A 21,225-nucleotide genomic window follows, 5' to 3' on the forward strand; every position below is an offset into this window, starting at 1 on the left:
CCCCCCCCTTGCGTGCTCCGGCGGCGTGCTGGTGGGCCCAAGGAGGACTGTGAAGAACCGGTACCAGGTGCCGCCCCACTGTCAGCGACGGAACGGGTCGTACGCCCGACCCCACGGTCCATACTGCTCGGGCATGTCCCGCCATGGGATGCCGGTGCGGACCCGAAACCAAGGTCGTCTCACGCGCAAGATCCACTCTCGACACAAGCCCTAGTTCCATGTGCCGATACGGACTCGGACCAGGGTCGCATCCCGGCACCGCCCCACGCCGCTAGCCTGGGCCATCGGCCCCACCCCCGTGCTGTCCGGGACGAGCACGGCGGTCCTGCCGTTGCACGACACCTTTCACATGCATCCAGGAGAACGATGCCCGACAGCGGCTACACCCACCTCTGCACGCTCGACGTGTTGGAAGAGAACATCCCCCGGCGCTTCGAGGTGGAGGGCGTCGCTGTCACCCTCGTTCTCACCGAGCAGCAGGTCTTCGCGATCCACGACACGTGCTCGCACAGCGCCGTTTCCCTCTCCGAGGGGGAGGTCGACGACTGCAGCATCGAATGCTGGCTGCACGCCTCCCGGTTCGACCTGCGTACCGGCAAGCCGCTCGATCCCCCGGCGACACGTCCCGTCCCGGTCTATCCGGTTCGGATCGATGAAGGAAACGTGTACGTGCGTGTGACCGGAGAAGGCTGATGGGCGCACCGGACGGCACCGCCGCGGACGCCGAACGATCCGATGCCGCCCGCAACCGTGCCCGGCTGCTGGAGGCCGCCCGCCGCCTGGTCAGTGAGCACGGAGCGGAACACGTGACCATGGAAGCGGTCGCGAAAGAGGCCGGTGTGGGAAAGGGCACCCTCTTCCGCCGGTTCGGCGACCGGGACGGCCTCCTGGTCGCACTCCTCGACGAAGCCGAGGCGGAGTTTCACGAGGCGTACACCTCAGGGCCCCCGCCCCTGGGCCCCGGTGCACCGGCGGCGGACCGGCTGACGGCGTTCGGCCGCGCGCTGATCAGCCGCAGCGCCGCCGTCTCGGACCTGGGCGCCTCCTTGGCACGCCAGCTCCGCCTCCGAAACCGCAACGCCTCCGCCACGGGCCGCGCCTTTCACCGCCACGTCTCGACCCTCCTGCGGGAAGCGGGAGTCGACGCCGACCACGACATGCTCGCCCACGCCTTGCTCGCCTTCACGACCATCGAGACGGCGGACTATCTGGGCGGCGAATGCGACATCCCCACCGAGCGCCTCCAGACCACCTGGGCGGACCTGGTACGACTGATGACTCGACCGGACGCCTTCACCGTCGGCGTCTCGCACGTGTGAACCGCGGGGGCAACGGTGGACACATCCGCTGGCCCGGGCGGCAGTCAGACACTCCGCACCCAACGCACGCAGCGAGTTCCCGCCCGTACGCCGCGGCCGGTCCAGACCTGGCTGCCGATCCAGGCCGAGCGCATCATGCGACCGGGCGGAAACGGAGTTGGGTCGCGGTCTGGGGCGGCGGCGAGATCCGCCGTTACCAGGCCGACGGCCGTCTGCTCCACACCCGGAAGGTGCCCTCCCCGCAACCCACTTCTGTGTGCGTGCACCCCTCCGACTTCCGAATCCTGATCACCACGGCCCGGTACGGACTCACTCATCCGACGAAGGCTTCGGGCGCGGTGCTCAGCGCCCCTGCTCCCGCCCGGGCACCGGAGACCGGACACTGGCGCCAGGCGTAGCCGACGACGTTCCAGTGAGAGGCGGTCCACTCGCGGCGCGCCCGCCGGCGGCATTGTCCAGGGCACAACCGTGGCGGCTCGCAGGACGCGGCGGACGGTGGTCGCGTTGACCTTGTATCCCAGCCGGAGAGGTTCGCCGTGTGCGTGTGGGAACGCCCGGCGGTGCTTGTGTCGGTGGCCAGCAGGGTGATCAGTTCGCGGAGATCGTTGGATTCCGGTGGGCGACCTGGCGAGGGTGGCTGGACCGCTGAGGCAGGAGCCGGGCGGGGGCGGGCGGCAGCGCTCGGTCCGGCCAGTCGGGCTTCGGCGCGGTGATTTCTGCGAGCAATCGACGGCGACGAGGCACCCGTCATAGGTGAGCACGGCCGCTCGGACGGGACTTTGTCCTCGCTGTAGATAAAGTTCTTCGTGTTTCAGAAGAACTTCTTCCTCTGTAGGACGGAAGCTGTTACCGTCCCTGTCGAAGCAAGCCCGGTAGCCGCAGGGTGGCCGGAAGCCGACGGACAGATCCGACTGGGGCGGTGAGGGGCACATGAGGCGTATGACAGAGCGACCCGCCAATACGCATCAGGCCCGGCTGTTGAGGCTGTTGCGCGATGGCGGCCCCAACTCCCGTGCGCAACTGGGCGATCAGATCGATCTGTCACGGTCGAAGCTGGCCGTCGAGGTGGACCGGCTGCTGGAGACGGGCCTGATCGTGGCCGACGGACTCGCTGCCTCGCGCGGCGGCCGTCGCTCGCACAACGTCCGGCTCGCCCCGAACCTCCGCTTCCTCGGTGTCGACATCGGCGCGACCTCGGTCGACGTCGCCGTCACCAACGCGGAGCTGGAGGTCCTCGGGCACATCAACCAGCCCATGGACGTACGCGAGGGCCCCATCGCGGTCTTCGAGCAAGTCCTCGCCATGGCAGCGAAGTTGAAGGCGTCCGGCCTGGCCGAGGGCTTCGACGGCGCCGGCATCGGCATCCCCGGCCCGGTCCGCTTCCCGGAGGGCGTCCCCGTGGCGCCTCCGATCATGCCGGGCTGGGACGGCTTTCCGGTACGGGAGGCACTCAGCCAGGAACTCGGCTGCCCGGTCATGGTCGACAACGACGTGAACCTGATGGCGATGGGGGAGCAGCACGCGGGCGTCGCACGCACCGTGGGCGACTTCCTCTACGTCAAGATCGGCACGGGCATCGGCTGCGGCATCGTCGTCGGCGGTGAGATCCACCGCGGTACGACGGGCAGCGCGGGCGACATCGGACACATCCAGGCCGTGCCCGACGGACGCCCGTGCGCCTGCGGCAACCGGGGCTGCCTGGAGGCCCACTTCAGCGGCGCGACCCTCGCTCGCGACGCACTCGAAGCGGCCGAGCGGGGTCGCTCCGCGGAGCTGGCCTCGCGCCTGGAGACGAACGGCACCCTGACAGCCGCCGACGTCGCCGCCGCGGCCGCCGCAGGTGACACGACCTCGCTCGACCTGATCCGGGAGGGCGGTACCCGCACGGGTCAGGTCATCGCCGGGCTCGTATCGTTCTTCAACCCGGGCCTGGTGGTGATCGGCGGCGGAGTGACCGGACTCGGCCACAACGTGCTCGCCGCGATCCGCACCCAGGTCTACCGCCAGTCGCTGCCACTCGCGACCGGCAACCTGCCCATCGTCCTGGGCGAACTCGGGCCCACCGCCGGCGTGATCGGCGCGGCCCGGCTCATCAGCGACCACCTGTTCCTGCCCGCGTAACCAGACGCGCTCATCCAGTCCGTACAACGGGCTCCACCACCGCACACCGACACCTGCGCAGTGACCTGATCTGTCCTGCCCTGTCCTGCCCTGGCTCGCTCCGCCCTGCGCGAAAACGCTCCCGCACTCCCGCCGAGGGGAACCCACATGGCACCACCACCTCTACTCAGCATGTCCGGAATCACCAAGTCGTTCCCCGGAGTTCAGGCCCTCGCCGGGGTGGACCTCGAAGTCAGGGCGGGTGAAGTGCACTGCCTCCTCGGTCAGAACGGCGCCGGGAAGTCCACCCTCATCAAGACCCTGGCCGGCGCCCACCAGCCGGACGGCGGCATCATCCGCTGGCGCGGCGAACCCGTCACCCTCAAGTCCCCGATCGCCGCCATGCGCCTGGGCATCGCCACCATCTACCAGGAACTCGACCTGGTGGAGCACCTGTCGGTGGCCGAGAACGTCCATCTCGGGCATGAACCCACGACCGCAGGTTTCGTCGTCCGGGCCAAGGCCGCCCGCGCGTCAACCGCTCAGCTGCTGAAGAGACTTGGGCACCCCGAGATCGACCCGTCGCAGCCGGTCGGCGAGTTGTCGGCGGCCCAGCAACAGATCGTGTCCATGGCACGGGCCCTCTCCCACGAGGTACGGCTCATCGTCATGGACGAGCCGTCCGCCGCGCTCGACCCGGACGAGGTGGACAACCTCTTTCGCACCGTCGCCGACCTGACCGCCGACGGCGTGGCCGTCGTCTACATCTCGCACCGGCTGGAGGAGATCCGCCGCATCGGCGACCGCGTCACCGTACTGAAGGACGGGCGCTCGGTCGCGGGCGGACTGCCCGCGAAATCCACGCCGACCCACGACGTCGTCGCGCTGATGACCGGACGGAAGGTCGAGCAGGTCTTCCCCGACCGCCCCGCGGCCGAAGCCGGCGGCACCCCGGTCCTGGAGGTCCACGGGCTGTCCCGGCAAGGCGAGTTCGCCCCACTCGACCTTCAGATTCGGCCCGGAGAAATCGTCGGCCTCGCCGGACTCGTCGGCTCCGGACGCTCCGAGATCCTGGAAACCGTCTATGGCGCCCGCAAGCCCACCACCGGTCACATCGTGGTGGACGGGCGCAAGGTGCGACCGGGCAGCGTTCGCGCCGCCGTCGGCGCGGGACTCGGACTCGCCCCCGAGGAACGCAAGGCACAGGCCCTGCTGATGCTGGAGTCGGTCACCCGCAACGTGTCCGTCTCCACTCTGTCCCGTTTCTCACGCGGTGGCCTGATCGACCGACGTGCGGAACGCGAAGCCGCCCACGCCACCACCCGAGAGCTGTCGCTGCGCCCCGACAACCCCGACGTCCCGGTCCGTACGCTCTCCGGCGGCAACCAGCAGAAGGCGGTCCTGGGCCGATGGCTGTTGCGCGGCTGTCGTGTGCTGCTGCTGGACGAGCCCACCCGAGGCGTCGACGTCGGTGCCCGCGCCGAGCTGTACGCGGTGATCCGCCGCCTCGCCGACGAGGGCCTGGCCGTACTCCTCGTCTCCAGTGAGGTGCCCGAGGTGCTGGGCCTGGCCGACCGCGTCCTTGTCCTGCGCGAGGGACACGTCGTCCACACGGCGCCCGCCCGCGAACTCGACGAACACCGCGTACTCGACCTCGTCATGCAAGCAAGCCCGGAGGCAGGCCAAGGCAGCCCCGTGGCCCATGAAGGGAGCCTCGCGTCATGACGCAGCCCATATCCCCGCCGCGAGACAGCGCCGACAAGGTGGCGCCCCCGCCGCGGCCCCGCCCCCGCTTGGCGCGCCCTCGTGGCCCGAGCCGACGTCCGTATCCTCTCGCTCCTCGGCGTCCTGGCCGCGCTGATCGTCATCGGCGGTATCACCAAGCCCGACCAGTTCCTCGACACGCGCAACCTCCAACTCGTCCTCACCCAGGCGTCGGTGATCGGTGTCGTCACCGTCGGTATGACCTTCGTCATCACCTCCGGGGGCATCGACCTGTCGGTCGGCGCGATCGTCGCCCTCGCCTCGGTGTGGGCGACCACGGTCGCCACCCAGAGCTACGGTTTCGCGGGCATCCTGTTCACGGCGGTCGTCGTCGGCGTGGGCTGCGGGCTGGTGAACGGAGTGCTCATCGCCTACGGCAGGATGGTGCCGTTCATCGCGACCCTCGCCATGCTGGCCTCGGCCCGCGGACTCGCCCTGCAGATGACCGGCGGCCAGACGCAGATCGTCACCGTCGACGGCATCCTGGACCTGGGCAACCGCGACTCCTACGTGCTCGGCATACCGCCGCTCGTCCTGGTCTTCGCGGTCGTGACGATCATCGGGTGGCTGGTGCTGAACCGCACGACGTTCGGCCGGCGCACGGTCGCCGTCGGCGGCAACGCGGAGGCAGCCCGCCTCGCCGGTATCGACGTCCGGCGGCAGCGGCTGTACCTGTACCTGCTGTCCGGGCTGTGCTGCGGCATCGCCGCGTTCCTGCTGATCGTGCTGTCCGGCTCGGGCCAGAACACCAACGGCAACCTCTATGAACTGGACGCCATCGCGGCCGCGATCATCGGCGGCACGCTGCTCAGCGGCGGCCGGGGCACCATCACGGGCTCCGTGCTCGGCGTCCTGATCTTCACCACGATCACCAACATCTTCGCGCTGAACAACCTCCAGAGCGACGTCCAGCAGATCGCCAAGGGCGCGATCATCGTCGCCGCGGTCCTGGTCCAGCGACGTACCACAAGCACCACCTGAGGAAAGGTTTCACCGCCATGTCACACCTCACCAGTCGCAGAGGGTTGCTCTTCGGCAGCGCCGCGGTCTCCGCGGGAGCCCTCCTCACGGCATGCACCAGCAATGCCACCAACGCCGCGCCCGCGACGAACGACCAGCCGGCTGCCGACGACAAGCCCGGCAAGGAGGTCACGATCGGTTTCGCCGGGCCGCAGGCCGACCACGGCTGGCTCAACGCCATCAACGAGAACGCCAAGAGCCGCGCGGAGAAGTACGAGGACGTCACGCTGGAGATCACCGAGGGCTCCAACGACACCGCGCAGCAGATCGGCCAGATCGAGACGCTCATCAACAAGAAGGTCGACGTCCTGGTGATCCTGCCGGCGGACGGCAAGGCCCTCACTCAGGTCGGGCTGAAGGCGATGCGCGCCGGCATCCCCGTGGTGAACCTGGACCGGATCTTCAACTCCCCGCAGGCCTACCGCTGCTGGATCGGCGGCGACAACTACGGCATGGGCCTCAACGCCGGCCACTACATCGGCGAGAAGCTCAAGGACAAGAAGAACGCCCGGGTCATCGAACTCGCCGGCATCGACAACCTGGAGCTGACCCGGCAGCGCACCCAGGGCTTCGACGACGCGCTGAAGAACTACCCGAACATCAAGAAGGTGGCCCGGCAGGCCGCCGACTTCACCGTGGAGTCCGGGCAGGCCAAGATGGCCCAGCTCCTCCAGGCGCAGTCGAAGTTCGACGCGCTGTGGAACCACGACGACGACCAGGGCGTGGGCGCGCTGCGGGCCATCGAGCAGGCCGGCCGCGACGAGTTCCTGATGGTCGGCGGGGCAGGGTCGCTCTCCGCCTTCCAGGCCATCAAGAAGGACGACGGCGTACTCAAGGCGACCGTCCTGTATCCCCCGAGCATGGCCGCGTCCGCCATCGACCTGGCCCGCGCCCTCGGCCAGGGCAAGGGAGTCGGCGGGCTCGCCCAGTTCGAGATCCCCGCCTCTCTCACCGTGTACTCGGCCGTCGTCGACAAGGACAACGTCGACCAGTACATGTCCACGGGCTTCCGCTGATCCGCTCCGCCCCGCAGCCCTACCGCGCCACCTGACGAGGAGGACCTTCGTATGACCCAGCCGCACCACGAAGACGCGACGACGGCAGAGAAACCGCCATTGCGCGTCGGCATGATCGGATATGCCTTCATGGGCGCCGCCCACACTCAGGGCTGGCTCACCGCGGGGCGCATGTTCGACCTGCCCCGCCGCCCTGTTCTGGCCGCCCTCTGCGGCCGGGACGAGGCCGCCGTGCGGACCGTGGCCGACCGGCACGGCTGGGCCACGACCGAGACCGACTGGCGGGCCCTGATCGAACGCGACGACATCGACCTCGTCGACATCTGCACCCCGGGCAACACTCACGCCGAAATCGCCCTGGCCGCTCTTGCCGCGGGCAAGCATGTCCTGTGCGAGAAGCCGCTCGCCAACACCGTCGCCGAGGCCGAGGCCATGGTGGAGGCGGCCGAGCTGGCCCACGAGCGCGGCCAGGTGGCGATGGTCGGGTTCAACTATCGCCGGGTCCCGGCGATCGCACTGGCGCGGCGGATGATCGCCGAGGGGCGACTGGGAACGCTTCGGCACGTGCGGTTGACGTACCTTCAGGACTGGCTGGTCGATCCCACCTTCCCGCTCACCTGGCGGCTGCGCAAGGAGATGGCGGGCTCGGGAGCGCTCGGCGACCTGGGCGCCCACATCGTCGACCTCGGCCAGTACCTCGCGGGCGAACCCGTCGTCGGGGTCTCCGGCCTCACCCGGACGTTCGTGCGCGAGCGGCCGCTGCCCGGCAGCGAGCCGGGGAGCGCCGACGGCAGCCTCGGCCCGGTCACCGTCGACGACACCGCCCTGTTCACCGGCCGCTTCGCCTCCGGCGCCGTTGCTTCCTTCGAGGCGTCCCGCTTCGCCACAGGCCGCAAGAACTCCTTGCGTGTCGAGTTGAACGGCGAGCGCGGCTCCCTGGCGTTCGATCTGGAACGCCTCAACGAGCTCGCCTACCACGACGCCACGGAACCCGGGGAGCACGCCGGTTTCCGCCGCATCCTCGTCACCGAACCCGACCACCCCTACCTCGACGGCTGGTGGCCGCCGGGCCACGGTCTCGGCTACGAGCACACCTTCATCCACCAGGCCCGCGACCTCGTCCACGCCATCGCCGAGGGCCGCCGCCCGGAGCCGTCCTTCGCCGACGGGCTCCAGGTCCAGCGGGTGCTCTCCGCGGTCGAGGAGAGTGCCGAGAAGGACTCCGTCTACACCCCCATCGACTGAAAAGAACAGCGCCATGCCACGCTCCTTCACACTTTTCACGGGCCAGTGGGCCGATCTGCCCCTGGAAGAGGTCTGCCGCCTCGCCCGCGACTTCGGTTACGACGGGCTCGAACTCGCCTGCTGGGGCGATCACTTCGAGGTCGACAAGGCGCTCGCGGACCCGTCGTACATCGCGTCGCGGCACCAGTTGCTCGACAAGTACGGCCTGAAGTGCTGGGCGATCTCCAACCACCTGGTCGGGCAGGCCGTCTGCGACGCCATCATCGACGAACGCCACCGGGCGATCCTGCCCGCCCGCATCTGGGGCGACGGCGAAGCCGAGGGCGTACGGCAGCGGGCCGCCGCCGAGATCGCCGACACCGCACGGGCCGCCGCGGCCTTCGGCGTCGACACCGTCATCGGCTTCACCGGCTCGGCGATCTGGCACCTGGTCGCCATGTTCCCGCCCGCACCCGAGTCCATGATCGAGCGTGGCTACGAGGACTTCGCGACGCGCTGGAACCCGATCCTCGACGTCTTCGACGCGCAGGGCGTGCGGTTCGCCCACGAGGTCCACCCCAGCGAGATCGCCTACGACTACTGGACCACACACCGAGCCCTGGAAGCCGTGGGCCACCGCCCCGCGTTCGGGCTGAACTTCGATCCCTCGCACTTCGTGTGGCAGGACCTCGACCCGGTCGGCTTCCTGTGGGACTTCCGCGACCGGATCTACCACGTCGACTGCAAGGAGGCCCGCAAGCGGCTCGACGGACGCAACGGCCGCCTCGGCTCCCACCTGCCGTGGGGCGACCCGCGACGCGGCTGGGACTTCGTCTCCGCCGGCCATGGTGACGTTCCCTGGGAGGACGTCTTCCGGATGCTGCGCTCCATCGACTACCAGGGCCCCGTCTCCGTCGAGTGGGAGGACGCCGGCATGGACCGGCTCCAGGGCGCTCCCGAAGCCCTGACCCGTCTCAAGGCGTTCGACTTCGAGCCGCCGACGGCCTCGTTCGACGCGGCGTTCGGAAACTGACGTCCCACTTTCTCCATCCCACTTTCTCCCAGCCTCCTTCTCCGAGAGTGGGGAAGACGTTTCCCGACGCGCCATCCCCACGCATGCCGCCGACCCGCTGTCCGGGAAGTGTGCGGCCCGATAACGACCGCACCGCCGCAACCGCAACCGGAAGTGGAAGCGGAACCAGCGGTCACCGACCTGCAGACCTGCACTCAAGGCACCCGCGAGCCGACTCGCTCTCCTCGTACGCGCGTTGCCCGCAGGGCCTGCCCACATCTCAGCGTTCCGGGGTCGGTGCAGCAGTCGCTGCACCGGAAGACCGCGGCGTCCATAGATCCCTCACGCCGGTCTCGCCCGACCGGCACCCCACCGGAACGCTCCTCGCGCCACCCATGACCGGCGCCCACCGACCCACTCCCGCCGCGAATCAGTCCCTCCGACCGACTCCGACTGCGCCGAGTGGACCCCCACCACCCACCACGCACAACAGTTTCCCGACCCACGAGAGGTACCCCATGAGCCGCACCACTCCTCACGATCCCGAACTTTCCCACCGCCTGAGCCGAAGAGGCATGCTCGGCGTGGCCGCGGGCGCCACGGCCGCCGCTCTCCTGGGCGCGGCCGCGTCTCCGGCCTCGGCCGCCACTTCTGTCACGGCCGGGGCCGCGGGCCGGGGCCGTCCCGTCCTGCCGCCCGGGCGGCTCGGCATCCAGCTGTACAGCCTGCGGGACAAGGTCTCCACGCTCGGTTTCGCGCCTGTCTTCGCCGAACTGGAGAAGTACGGGTACGACGAGGTCGAGTTCGCCGGCTACACGCAGGGCTCCGCGGGTCCCATCACGCTCGCCCAGCTCAAGCGCCTGGCCCGCAACCACGGCCTGAACCCGATCGGCAGCCACGTCGGCTACTACTCCAGCGACCCCAACGCGTACACGTTCGCGCAGAATCTGGACAAGGTCCTCGACGACGCCCAGGCCCTCGGCCTGAAGCACATCGGTACCGCTTCCGGCCCGTTCCGCTACGGCTCGACCGTCGACGCGTGGAAGCGCGCCGCCGAGGAGTTCAACACCTACGGAGCGGCGGCCAGGGCACGGGGCATGAAGTTCTACCAGCACAACCACTCCGAAGAGTTCTCCTTCGCCACCGACAACCCCAAGGTCCGCCTCTACGACGTGCTGCTCGCCGAGACCGACCCCGACCTGGTCTACTTGGAGATGGACATCTACTGGGCCTATGTCGCCCAGTTCCGTTTCTCCAAGCGGCCCGACGGCACCGCCGCTCCCTTCGAGCCCATCGACTACGTCCTCAAGCAGCCGGACCGCTACCCGCTCTTCCACGTCAAGGACGGGGTCCATGACCCGTCGAACCAGTACGGCTACCGCATGGTCGACGTCGGCGACGGCGACATCGACTACCAGCGATTCATCTCGGGCGTCACCCGCCTCCAGGGCGAACGCCTCGCCCACCACTGGCAGGCCGAGTTCGACAACCCCACCGACTCGTTCTCCTTCGCCCGCCGCTCCAGCGCGCACCTGCACTCCCTGCGCGAGAAGCGGTGACCGGCGCACGCGCGTGAGTCAGTGATGTGACGGCTGGCCGGGGCCTGTTCCTCGGACCCCGGCCAGCCGGGACGCACAGAGGCCGGCACCGGGCCGACCTCGCAGCGGGGTTCCGTGGGACAGGGAAATTGCCGCGGCCTCCTGTTGCGGCGTCAGGCGATGGCGCGGCTGAGGAAGTCGCGGATCTTCTGGGTGATGGTCTCCAGATGGCTCTCCAGGGCGAAGTGCCCGGATTCGATCAGGTGGATCTCGGCCTTGGGCAGGTCCCGGCGGAAGGCGTGGGCGCCGTCCGGGCCGAAGATCTCGTCGTTCGCGCCCCAGACGGCCAGCAGCGGCACCTGGGAGTCGCGGAAGTACTGGTGCACGTCCGGGTAGAGGTCCACGTTGGTGGGGTAGTCGCGGAAGAGCTTGAGCTGGATCTCGTTGTTGCCCGGCCGGTCGAGCAGCGCCTGGTCGTGGACCCAGTTGTCGGGGCTGACGAGGCTCTGGTCGGCCACGCCGTTCACGTACTGCCAGCGGGTGACCTCGGCGGTCAGCGCGCCGCGCACCGGTGCTTCGGTTTCCGGACCCGGCGCCTTGGCGTAGGCGAACAGACCGTCCCAGAAGGGCTTCACGAAGCCGTCGGTGTAGGCATTACCGCTTTGCGTGATGATCGCGGTGATGCGCTGCGGGTCCTGCAGCGCGAGCCGCCACCCGATGGGTGCGCCGTAGTCCTGTACGTACATGGCGAACCGGTCGACGCCCAGGCGGTCGAGCAGCCCCGAGGTGATCTCCGTGAGGGCTTCAAAGGTGTAGGGGAACTCATCGAGGCTCGGCATCGCCGACTGGCCGAAGCCGATGTGATCGGGCGCGATGATCCGGTAACGGTCCGAGAGAGCCGGGATCAGATTGCGGAACATGTGCGAGCTCGTCGGGAAGCCGTGCAGCAGGAGCACGACGGGTGCCTGCGCGTTACCGGCCTCCCGGTAGAACACCTCCAGGCCGTCGACGGCCTCGGTACGGTGGTGCACGGCGTATGCCATCGCTCTGGCCCTTTCGTTTCACTGTCCCTGAACTTGGCGGAGAGACGTGGAAGCGGGGCCGCGGCGGTGAGCCGTCCGCGTGATCGAACTCCGAACGCGGTGGTCATCCGATGCTTGCTGGAACCCTCGACTGCCGCCGGCCGGCCGACCGTCTGATCATCAAGCCAACCTCAGCGACCGCCCCGCGGCAAGTCGGGACCAGCAGGTATGAACCGTTACAGCGTCGGAGCCGGCGCGTCCCCGGCATGCCCACTCTGACGGGTATCCGCCCGCAACCGTCGCGCCGGGCGGGTGATGCCGGGCCCCGCCCAGGGCGGTCCGACGACGGTCCGTACGGAGCGGGTGGGTCGTGTCGCGCCGGGCGGCCGGTGCCGCTCGGTGGTGGCGCCGGGGTGCCGTGGGGCGAGGTCGTCGCCGTCGGGTACGGGTAAGGGGAGCGGCCGGGTGCGCGCCGAACGGAACGGTGGGAACGAATCCGTCGTGCCGCGGGCGCGCGGCCGGGGCGGTCAGGACGGAGTCGCCCCCGATGCGATGGTCCGGCGGCGGTTCCGGGCGCGCTGGACCAGCAGGCCGGTGACGCCGAGCGCGAGCACCAGGTAGAGGACGATCGTGATCGGACTCGACACCAGCACCGACGGATCGCCCTCGCTGACCGCCATCGCGCGGCGGAACTCGGTCTCGGCGAGCGGGCCGAGGATGACCGCGATGAGGACGGGGGCGACGGGCAGCCCATAGCGGCGCATGGCGAAGCCGAGCAGGCCGATGGCCAGTACGAGGACGAGGTCGAGGATCTTGCTACTGGTCGCGTAGACACCCAGCATGGCGAACACGGTGATCCCGCTGTAGAGGTAGTGCCGGGGCACCTTCAGCAGCTTCGCCCACAGCGGCGCGAAGGGCAGGTTGAGCACGAGCAGGACGGCCATGGCCACGAAGAAGCTGGCCAGCAGGGCCCACACCAGCTCACTCGCCCGCTCGAAGAGCAGAGGTCCGGGCTGGAGGCCGTACTGACGGAACGCGGCGAGCATGACGGCGGCCGTCGCCGACGTCGGCAGGCCCAGTGCGAGCAGGGCACCCATCGCGGTGCCCGCGGTGGCGTTGCCCGCCGCCTCAGGACCGGCCACGCCCTGGATGGCACCCTTGCCGAACATGGAGTCCGCGCGACGCGACCCGAGCCTGCGCTCGGTGCCGTAGGCCAGGAACGTGGGCACCTCGGATCCACCGACGGGGATGATGCCGAACGGCACGCCGATCGCGGTGCCGCGGAGCCACGCGGGTATCGCCAGCCGGATCTCCCCGCGCGACAGCCACAGCCGGCCGGTGGACGGCATGACGCGCAGGTCCTCCTTGGTCCCGCGCCGTGCGGCGACGGCGATGACCTCGCCGAGGGCGAGCAGGCCCACGGTGATCACCACGATGCTGATGCCGTCGAACAGCTCCGGCATCCCTCCGGTGAAGCGAGCGGTGCCGGACATGCCGTCGACACCCACCAGCGCGATCGCGAGGCCGATCACCAGGGCGGCCAGACCGCGGAGCACCGACTCGCTCACCACGGCCGAGATCGCGACGAACGCGAACACGGAGAGCGCCAGGTACTCGGCGGGACCGAAGAGCGTGGCGAGTTCGGCCAGCGAGGGGGCGAAGAACACCACGAGCGCGGAGGACAGGATGCCGCCGATGAACGCGCCGATGGCGGCCGTCGCGAGCGCCTGGGCCGCGCGCCCGGACGTCGCCATCCGGTGGCCCTCGATGGACCCGGCGATCGCGGTGCTGTTCCCGGGGGTGTTCATCAGGATTCCGGCGGTCGAGTCACCGAACAGTCCGCCGAACAGCACGCCGGCGAACATGATGAACGCGCCGACCGGGTCGAGCGAGAAGGTCACGGGCAGCAGCAGCGCCACCGCCATCGCCGAACCGAGACCGGGCAGCACGCCGACGGCCGTGCCCAGCAGGGCGCCGACGAGCACCCACAGCATGTTCATGGGCGTCAGGATCGTGAGGAATCCGTCACCGAGGTTGCCTAGTGATGACATCAGAGCACTCCTGCCAGGACACCTGGGGGAAGGTTGAGGCCCAGTCCCGCGGAGAAGGCCAGCTGGACGATGGACGAGATGGCGATCGACAGGAAAATGTCGAACACCGGGCGTCGGCTGCCGAGCGCCCGGGCGACGCCCCAGAACAGCAGCGCTCCGGACAGCAGCCAGCCGAGCGGGACGAGCAGGACGATGAACGCCACGATCGTGCCGACCAGTCCGGCCACCGCCCGCCGGTTGCTGCGAACCCGCGTCGCACCGGCGTCGGCGGTGTCGCCGGCCGCGGTCTCAGAGGCATTCGTGGAGGCGCTGGAGGCAGTGACGTCGGCTGCCTCGGCGGTCCGTGCGGCGGTGCCGGCGTCGATGGCCGGGTCCCCGTCCGTCGGGGCGGCGACCTGCTCGGGCTCGGGGCGGCGCAGTATGTCGATGCCCAGGAGGACGGCGAACACGACGCACGCGACGGCGACCATCGTGGGGAACAACTGCGGTCCCGGCGAGGCGACGTTGGCCGGCACCTCCATGGTGAGCGTTCCGGCACCCAGGACGATGCCGGTGACGAGCAGCAGCAGCGGAACGATCAGGCCGGTACGGCGGCGCAGATAGGCGGCCGGGCCCGTGTCCGGCGCGGGGTGGGTGGTCACAGACCCAGCTCCTTGATGATGGCGTTCACCCTCGCCTGGTCCTGGCGGATGAACTCGGCGAACTCGTCACCGGTCAGCAGGCTCTCCACCCACTTGTTGCGGGTGAGGGCGTCCTCCCACTGGGGAGTGCGGGTCGCCTCGGTGACGATGTCGGTCAGTTCCTGTCGCTGCTCGTCGCTGATGCCCGGCGGGGCGACCAGGCCGCGCCAGTTGGGCAGCGACACGTCGACGCCCTGCTCGATGAAGGTCGGGGTGTCGATGCCCGGCACCGGCTCGTCGGCCGAGACCGCCAGGGCGCGCAGGTTGCCCTCCTCGATCTGGTCGCGGAAGTCGTTGTAGCTGCTGACCCCGATCTCGACGGTGTCCGACAGCAGTGCCTTGAGCACATCGCCACCGCCCGCGAAGGAGATGTAGTTGACCTCCTTGGGATCGATGCCGGCCTCCTTCGCGGTGAGTCCGGCGAGCAGGTGGTCGGTGCCGCCGAGCCCGCCGCCGCCGACGGCGTGGCTGTGCGGGTTCTTCCGCCATGCCGCGATGAAGTCCTGGAGCGTCCGGTACGGGGAGTCGGCGGGGACGATGAAGACCTCGTAGTCCTCGGCGAGCCGGGCGATCGGCGTGGTGTTCTCCAGGTCCACGCGCGACTTGTTGACCGTGATGGCGCCTTCCATGACGGTGCCCGTCATCATCATCCGCGTCGGGTCGGCGCCGAGTTCGACGAACTGTCCGAGCCCGATGGTGCCGCCGGCGCCCGGCACGTTGACGACCTGGACGTTGCCGACGATCGAGTCGGCCCGCAGCGCCTGCTGGAGCTCGCGTGACGCGAGGTCCCAGCCACCGCCGGGAGCGGCGGGGGCCGTGATGGTCAGTTTCGACCTCGGAGTGGCGCCCGAGGTGGAGTTGCTGGCGTCCACAGCGGCGGCCCCCGCGAGCACCATGGTGCCCACGGCGCCGAGGACGCCGAGCAAGAAACGTTTCCTCTGCACGATCACTCCCTTGTGATCTCCTACGGAACTGGTCCGGGGGTGGCTGGTCACCCCAGAGTGTCCACCTGATGGATATTCATGACCGCCAGATGGTAAACAGTCCCTCAGGGGAGAGGCAATGGAACCGACACGATCAAGGAGGGAACCGATGTCCCCGACGACCGACGGTGGCGGCGGCATCAGGGCGGTGAGCCGGGCGTGGCAGGTGCTGCGCGCGTTCACCCCGGAGCGCATGTCACTGACGCTGAGCGACCTGGTTCGTGAGACCGGCCTGCCGAGGACCACCGTCCTGCGCTTGGTGGAGACACTGGCCGGGGAAGGGCTGGTGGAGTCAGGAGCGGACGGGCGGGTCCGGGTCGGCACCAGCCTGATCGCCTTCGCCGCCTTCGCCGAGACGGCCTGGACGGTCCCTCCCGCCTCACTGGCACGGATGCGCGCGCTCGCGGCCGAGACGGGCGAGACCGTGAGCCTGTACGTACGGGAGGGCACGCGACGGGTCGTGGTCGGCCAGGCCCCCAGCCCCAACACCCTGCGCCACGTGGTCGAGCCGGGCGACGTCCTGACGATGTCCGCGGGATCCGCCGCCTATGTGCTGCTCAGCCTCGAACCGCCCGAGGAACGGGACCGGCTCGTCGAGCGCATCGTCGCGGAGTCGGGCGGCGACGCCGAGGCGATCCGCGCCGGAACGCGGACCGCGGTGGAGCGGGGGTGGTGCGTCACCCACGGCGAGCGCGAACCGGGCAACAGCGGTCTGGCGGTACCCGTTCCGTTTCCCGCCGGCGCCGCACCCGCCCGTCCGCCGGTGCTCGCCGTCGGCGGGCCCACCGTGCGATTCACCGAGGACAAGATCCCCGGCTTCGTGCACGCCGTCCGCCGCTGCGCGGAGGACATCGCCCGGACCGGTCTGCCGCCGGCGCTGCACTGACCGACCTATACGGACCGACCTATACGGACCGACCGAAGGAGAACCGTGCACGACTATCCGCCCCCCGGGGCGCTCCCCGTCGCCACCGTGTCCGACGCGATGGACCGGTTCGGCGTCGCCGACGGCATCCGCTCGCTGTGGCCCGGCGCGGTCCTGTCCGGACCCGCGTTCACCGTGTGGACGCGGCCGGGCGACAACAAGGGCCTCCACGCCGCGTTCGAGACGATCCGGCGCGGGGAGGTGCTCGTCGTCAACGGAGGCGGGGACGCGACCCGCGCGCTGATCGGTGAGCTGGTGGCGCAGAAGGCGAAGGCGCTGGAGGTCGGCGGCATCGTCCTCGACGGCGCCGCCCGTGACGTCGTCGAGCTGGCGCAGCTGGGTGTCCCGGTGTTCGCCCGCGCCGTCACGCCCGCGGGACCGTGGAAGACCGGTCCGTACCGCATAGCCGAGTCGATCGCCGTCGGCGGTGTGCCCGTCACCCCCGGGGACTGGGTGCTCGGTGACGACGACGGGGTGGCGATCGTCCCGGCAGGGCGCGTCGACGACGTCGTCGCGGACACGCGCCGGCTCATCGAGGGCGAGGCCGAGCGCCGGGCGGCCAACCAGCGGCTGGTGCCCCGTGACTGAACGCCCGCTCGTCTGGATTCCCCGGCCGGTTCACGAGGACGCCCTGGTCCGCCTGCGCCCGCACGCCGACGTGCGCACGGGGTACGGCGCCGAGGGCGTCCCGTTCGACGAGGTCAGCGGCCGGGTCACCGCCGTCCTGCTGCGTACCGAACGCGTCGACGGCGCCATGATGCGCCGCGCGCCCAACCTGCGCATCGTGGCCCGGCACGGTGTCGGGCTCGACACCGTGGACGTGGACACCGCGCGGGAGCTGGGCATCACCGTCACCACCACCCCGACGGCCAACAGCCGGTCCGTCGCCGAACACGCCGTGGCGCTGCTGCTCGCCGTACGCCGGGGCATCGGCATCGCGGTCCGGGGCGAGGGAGACACGCGCGCGGCGATCCGCGGCCGGGAACTCTCCGGCACGACACTCGGACTCATCGGCTTCGGCCGCATCGCCCGCGAGGTCGCCGCGATCGCCGGCCAGGGCTTCGGCATGCGCGTCCTGGCGTACGACCCGATGGTGCCCGCGTCCGTCATGACCGACGCAGGCGCCGAACCCGCGGACCTCCCGACGCTGCTGTCCCGGGCGGAGAACCTCAGCCTGCACGTCCCGCTGGTCGAGGAGACCCGGAACCTCATCGGCCTGCCGGAACTCCTGGCACTGCCCGAGGGCGCGGTGGTGGTCAACACCTCGCGCGGGGGCATCCTCGACGAGTCCGCCCTGCTCGACGTCGTCCGGCGGGGCCACCTGGCGGGTGCCGGTCTCGACGTCACGGCCGTCGAACCGCTTCCGTCCGACCACCCGTTGCGCGACGAGCCGTCGATCGTCATCACCCCGCACACGGGTGCGCAGACAGCCGAGGCGCTGCGCCGCATGGCGACCGAGGCCGCCGACCACATCATCGCCCACATCACCTGATCCGGCACCGTCCAGCCGGTACCACCAGGTGGTTCGCTTGTACCGCTGAATGGTTCCGTGATGTGATGAGCCGGCCTACTCACCGGCGGGGGCCCGTCTCGCCGCGTGCCGAGACACGACGAGACACGAGGAGACGGCATGCCCGAACCCGACGCCGGCGGCGTCCGCAGTGTGCAGCGCGCGGTGGACCTGCTCGCCCTCTTCGACACCGAGCACCCCAGCCGGTCCGTGCGCGAACTCGTCGACGCCACCGGACTGCCGAAGACCACTGTGGTGCGGCTGGTCCACACCTTGGAGCAGTGCGGTCTGCTCTGGAGCCGGGGCGACGGTCACCTCGTCCCCGGCACCGGCCTCCTGCGCTGGGCGGAACTGGCCGGCCGGACCTGGCGGTTGCCCGAAGAGGCGCTGCGCCGACTGGCCGAACTGAGCGAGGCAAGCGGGGGCGAGACGGTGTCGGTCTACGTCCGCCAGCAGAACACCCGCGTCTGCGTCGCCCGCCACGAAGGCACCCGCATACTGCGCCACGTCGTCCGCGTCGGGGCGGAGATGCCGCTGTGGTCGGGGGCCGCGAGCCACGTACTCCTCTCCGGCTCGGACCGCGCCGAGGTCGCCGCGGTGGCGTCTCGTGCACCGGGCGACGAGTGGGAGGAGCGGCTCTGGGAGCACACCCGCAAGGCCGCCGCGGACGGCATCGCCGTCAGCCACGGCGAGCGTGAGCCCGGTGTTTCCGGTGTCGCGGCCCCCGTGTTCGCCGCATCTGGCCGCCTGACCGCGGCGGTCGCGCTGGGCGGCCCGACCACCCGCTTCACTGACGACGCCGTCGCCGGTTTCACCCCCGCCCTGCTGGACACCGCACGAGCCCTCACCACACTCGACTGCATCGGAGGCACCGCCTGATGACGACCCCCCTCCTGGAGGGCGTACGGATCCTCGATCTGACCAACGTCCTCGCCGGCCCCTTCGCGGGCTACCAGCTCGCCCTGCAGGGTGCCGACGTCATCAAGGTCGAGATGCCCGGATCCGGTGACCTCGCACGTCAGTTGGGCGCCGACCGCGCTCTCGGGGAGGAACTGCTGGGAGCCTCCTTCCTGGCACAGAACGCGGGTAAGCGCTCCCTCACCCTCAACCTGAAGAATCCCGACGGGCGAGAGGCACTCCTGCGCGCGGTCCGCGAGGCGGACGTGCTGCTGGAGAACTTCCGCCCCGGTGTGATGGACCGGCTCGGCGTCGGCTGGAAGACGCTGCGCGCCGAGAACCCCCGGCTCGTCTACTGCGCGATCTCCGGTTTCGGGCAGACGGGCCCACTGCGGGACCGACCGGCGTACGACCAGATCATCCAGGGCCTCAGCGGCATGATGAGCGTCACCGGCACCCCGGAGACGGCACCGCTGCGGGCCGGGTTCCCCGTCGCCGACACACTCGGCGGCATGGCGGCCGCCTACGCGGTGGCGGCCGCACTCGTACGCCGCGGGCGCACCGGAGAGGGCGCCTTCGTCGATGTCTCCATGCTGGAGTCCGCCCTCACCGCCATGGGCTGGGTCACGTCCAACTACCTGATCAGCGGACGCGTGCCCCACCCCATGGGCAACGAGAACTTCACCGCCGCCCCGTCGGGCACCTTCCGCACCGCCGACGGCCACCTGAACATCGCCGCCAACCGGCAGCAGCAGTTCACGACCCTGTGCCGGCTCATCGGGCGCGAGGACCTGACGACCGACCCGCGCTTCACCCACCCCGCCGACCGCAAGACGCACCGCGACGCCCTGCGCGACGAGGTGGAATCGGGTCTGGCCGCCCGGCCGGCGGCGGAGTGGGAGGAGATCCTGTCCGACGCGGGTGTACCGGCCGCGCGTGTCCTGTCCGTACAGGACGCCCTGGGCCTGGACCACCTGGCCGCACGCGGCTTCGTCCACGACCTCCCTTTCCCCGACGGACGCGAGCGCCCCCTGCCGGTCCTGGGCAGCCCGGTGCGTGTGGACGGCGAACCGACCGCGTCCCCTGCTCCGCCGCCGCTGCTGGGGGAACACACCGACGATGTGCTGACGGAACTCGGTTACGCCGCGACGGAGATCACCGCGCTGCGCGAAGGCGGTGCGATATGAGCGGGACGGCCGTACGGGCGGTCGGCGACGGGCCGGAGCGGGACACCACGGGCGGGGGCGAGGCGATGATCGCCGAGCGCACCGTGACCGACTGGTGGTCCACGGCGGTGAGCGAGATCCAGCCCGGCGAGATCCGGCTGCGCGGCTACCCCGTCGAGGAGCTCATCGGCCGGGTCACCTTCGCCGAACAGATCTGGCTCATGCTCCGCGGCGAACTGCCCACGCCCGGTCAGGGCCGCCTTCTGGAGGCCGCGCTGGTCGCCGCCGTCGACCACGGTCCACAGGCCCCGTCGATCGCCGCGGCCCGCATGGCGGCCACCTGCGGTGTGGGACTGAACAGCGCCGTCGCGACCGGCGCGGGCCTGCTGGGCGACGTCCACGGCGGAGCGGGACAGCAGTGCATGGAGGTACTGCAACGGGTGGTCGACGGCGAGGAGGCCCCCGCGATCATCGCCGAGTACCGCCGACGCCGCGCCTACATCCCGGGATTCGGCCACCGCTTCCATCCCCGCGACCCCCGGCGGGACCCCCTGCTCGCGCTGGTCCAGGAGGCGGTCCACGCGGGCGAGGTCCCCGGCCGGGCTCTGGAGGCCGGACTCGCGCTGGAGGCCGCGCTCGCCGAGGGCCGGGACCGTCCGGTACCCATGAACATCGACGGGGCCACCGCGATCATCTACGCGGAACTCGGCTTCCCGTCCGAGCTCGGACGAGGCCTGTTCGTCCTTTCCCGCAGCGTGGGCATCCTCGCCCACGCCTGGGAGGAGACCGAGAGCGGGGCACGCATCAAGGGGCCACTGCCACGGCCACTGCTCGCGGGCTACCACGGCGTCCCGAAACGCCACCCGGAGCGGACACCTGACCCACACGTCCCGTTCGAGGACGCGAGCTCGTCGAAGACCTGACCGAGCGGGCGGTCGGTGGTCGGTGGTCGTTGGGCGGCGGCCAGGGGTCGGCGATCGGTGATCGGTGATTGCTCC

At 70.4% G+C, this 21,225-nt stretch carries 19 protein-coding genes and 1 pseudogene; 16 read left to right on the forward strand and 4 right to left on the reverse strand.

What is annotated here, in order from left to right; translation table 11 throughout:
- The first annotated feature begins 366 nt into the window (after nucleotides 1–366).
- From E0500_RS41490 to E0500_RS41535, 10 genes and pseudogenes are all read left to right on the forward strand, one after another.
- On the forward strand, nucleotides 367–693 hold the full coding sequence (locus tag E0500_RS41490) for a non-heme iron oxygenase ferredoxin subunit (RefSeq protein ID WP_131567515.1): 327 nt from the start codon (nucleotides 367–369) through the stop codon (nucleotides 691–693).
- Nucleotides 693–1,319 (forward strand): TetR/AcrR family transcriptional regulator, encoded by a 627-nt coding sequence (locus E0500_RS41495; protein ID WP_131567517.1) that lies wholly within the window; start codon nucleotides 693–695, stop codon nucleotides 1,317–1,319. The genes E0500_RS41490 and E0500_RS41495 overlap by 1 nt, the downstream gene beginning before the upstream one ends.
- Nucleotides 1,220–1,717, forward strand: a complete 498-nt coding sequence (locus tag E0500_RS44690; protein WP_258573794.1) for an SMP-30/gluconolactonase/LRE family protein — start codon at nucleotides 1,220–1,222, stop codon at nucleotides 1,715–1,717. The genes E0500_RS41495 and E0500_RS44690 overlap by 100 nt, the downstream gene beginning before the upstream one ends.
- A gap of 541 nt (nucleotides 1,718–2,258) precedes the next feature.
- A complete protein-coding gene (locus E0500_RS41505) occupies nucleotides 2,259–3,440 on the forward strand; it encodes an ROK family transcriptional regulator (protein WP_131567519.1) in 1,182 nt (393 codons plus the stop codon).
- Nucleotides 3,441–3,587: 147 nt separating this feature from the next.
- On the forward strand, nucleotides 3,588–5,144 hold the full coding sequence (locus E0500_RS41510) for a sugar ABC transporter ATP-binding protein (RefSeq protein WP_131567521.1): 1,557 nt from the start codon (nucleotides 3,588–3,590) through the stop codon (nucleotides 5,142–5,144).
- Nucleotides 5,141–6,164: pseudogene (locus tag E0500_RS41515) on the forward strand (ABC transporter permease). Before E0500_RS41510 ends, E0500_RS41515 begins: the two are co-directional and overlap by 4 nt.
- Nucleotides 6,165–6,181: 17 nt before the next feature.
- Nucleotides 6,182–7,219, forward strand: coding sequence for a substrate-binding domain-containing protein (locus E0500_RS41520; protein ID WP_181587406.1), 1,038 nt, complete (start codon nucleotides 6,182–6,184; stop codon nucleotides 7,217–7,219).
- A gap of 51 nt (nucleotides 7,220–7,270) precedes the next feature.
- A complete protein-coding gene (locus E0500_RS41525) occupies nucleotides 7,271–8,464 on the forward strand; it encodes a Gfo/Idh/MocA family protein (RefSeq protein ID WP_131572324.1) in 1,194 nt (397 codons plus the stop codon).
- A gap of 13 nt (nucleotides 8,465–8,477) precedes the next feature.
- Nucleotides 8,478–9,476 (forward strand): sugar phosphate isomerase/epimerase, encoded by a 999-nt coding sequence (locus E0500_RS41530; RefSeq protein ID WP_181587407.1) that lies wholly within the window; start codon nucleotides 8,478–8,480, stop codon nucleotides 9,474–9,476.
- A gap of 497 nt (nucleotides 9,477–9,973) precedes the next feature.
- Nucleotides 9,974–11,014: a sugar phosphate isomerase/epimerase gene (locus E0500_RS41535; protein WP_181587408.1), complete on the forward strand. Its 1,041-nt coding sequence runs from the start codon at nucleotides 9,974–9,976 to the stop codon at nucleotides 11,012–11,014.
- Between the two features lie 152 nt (nucleotides 11,015–11,166).
- Here the strand turns inward: E0500_RS41535 and E0500_RS41540 are convergent, their stop codons facing one another.
- From E0500_RS41540 to E0500_RS41555, 4 genes are all read right to left on the reverse strand, one after another.
- The gene (locus E0500_RS41540) at nucleotides 11,167–12,036 is read right to left on the reverse strand and encodes an alpha/beta fold hydrolase (RefSeq protein WP_131560131.1); all 870 of its coding nucleotides are present in this window, start codon (nucleotides 12,034–12,036) and stop codon (nucleotides 11,167–11,169) included.
- Nucleotides 12,037–12,542: 506 nt separating this feature from the next.
- Nucleotides 12,543–14,066, reverse strand: a complete 1,524-nt coding sequence (locus E0500_RS41545; RefSeq protein WP_131560130.1) for a tripartite tricarboxylate transporter permease — start codon at nucleotides 14,064–14,066, stop codon at nucleotides 12,543–12,545.
- Nucleotides 14,066–14,707 carry a tripartite tricarboxylate transporter TctB family protein gene (locus E0500_RS41550; RefSeq protein WP_181587409.1) on the reverse strand — a complete coding sequence of 214 codons (642 nt, stop codon included), beginning with the start codon at nucleotides 14,705–14,707 and terminating at the stop codon, nucleotides 14,066–14,068. Before E0500_RS41550 ends, E0500_RS41545 begins: the two co-directional genes overlap by 1 nt.
- Entirely contained in the window at nucleotides 14,704–15,690 is a 987-nt protein-coding gene (locus E0500_RS41555; RefSeq protein ID WP_181587410.1) for a tripartite tricarboxylate transporter substrate binding protein, read from the reverse strand. Before E0500_RS41555 ends, E0500_RS41550 begins: the two co-directional genes overlap by 4 nt.
- Nucleotides 15,691–15,838: 148 nt before the next feature.
- Between E0500_RS41555 and E0500_RS41560 the strand changes: the two genes are divergently transcribed.
- From E0500_RS41560 to E0500_RS41585, 6 genes are all read left to right on the forward strand, one after another.
- On the forward strand, nucleotides 15,839–16,615 hold the full coding sequence (locus E0500_RS41560) for an IclR family transcriptional regulator (RefSeq protein ID WP_131560128.1): 777 nt from the start codon (nucleotides 15,839–15,841) through the stop codon (nucleotides 16,613–16,615).
- A 45-nt stretch (nucleotides 16,616–16,660) separates the two neighbouring features.
- A complete protein-coding gene (locus E0500_RS41565) occupies nucleotides 16,661–17,242 on the forward strand; it encodes an RraA family protein (RefSeq protein ID WP_131560125.1) in 582 nt (193 codons plus the stop codon).
- Nucleotides 17,235–18,146, forward strand: coding sequence for a hydroxyacid dehydrogenase (locus E0500_RS41570; protein ID WP_131560123.1), 912 nt, complete (start codon nucleotides 17,235–17,237; stop codon nucleotides 18,144–18,146). The genes E0500_RS41565 and E0500_RS41570 overlap by 8 nt, the downstream gene beginning before the upstream one ends.
- A gap of 138 nt (nucleotides 18,147–18,284) precedes the next feature.
- Complete coding sequence (locus E0500_RS41575; RefSeq protein ID WP_131560121.1) at nucleotides 18,285–19,043, forward strand: IclR family transcriptional regulator; 759 nt, start codon at nucleotides 18,285–18,287, stop codon at nucleotides 19,041–19,043.
- Nucleotides 19,043–20,248: a CaiB/BaiF CoA-transferase family protein gene (locus E0500_RS41580; protein WP_131560119.1), complete on the forward strand. Its 1,206-nt coding sequence runs from the start codon at nucleotides 19,043–19,045 to the stop codon at nucleotides 20,246–20,248. The genes E0500_RS41575 and E0500_RS41580 overlap by 1 nt, the downstream gene beginning before the upstream one ends.
- The gene (locus tag E0500_RS41585; RefSeq protein ID WP_220141512.1) at nucleotides 20,245–21,150 is read left to right on the forward strand and encodes a citryl-CoA lyase; all 906 of its coding nucleotides are present in this window, start codon (nucleotides 20,245–20,247) and stop codon (nucleotides 21,148–21,150) included. The genes E0500_RS41580 and E0500_RS41585 overlap by 4 nt, the downstream gene beginning before the upstream one ends.
- Nucleotides 21,151–21,225 lie beyond the last annotated feature (75 nt).

The organism is Streptomyces sp. KM273126, from assembly GCF_004337435.2.
Classification (GTDB): Bacteria; Actinomycetota; Actinomycetes; order Streptomycetales; family Streptomycetaceae; genus Streptomyces; species Streptomyces acidicola.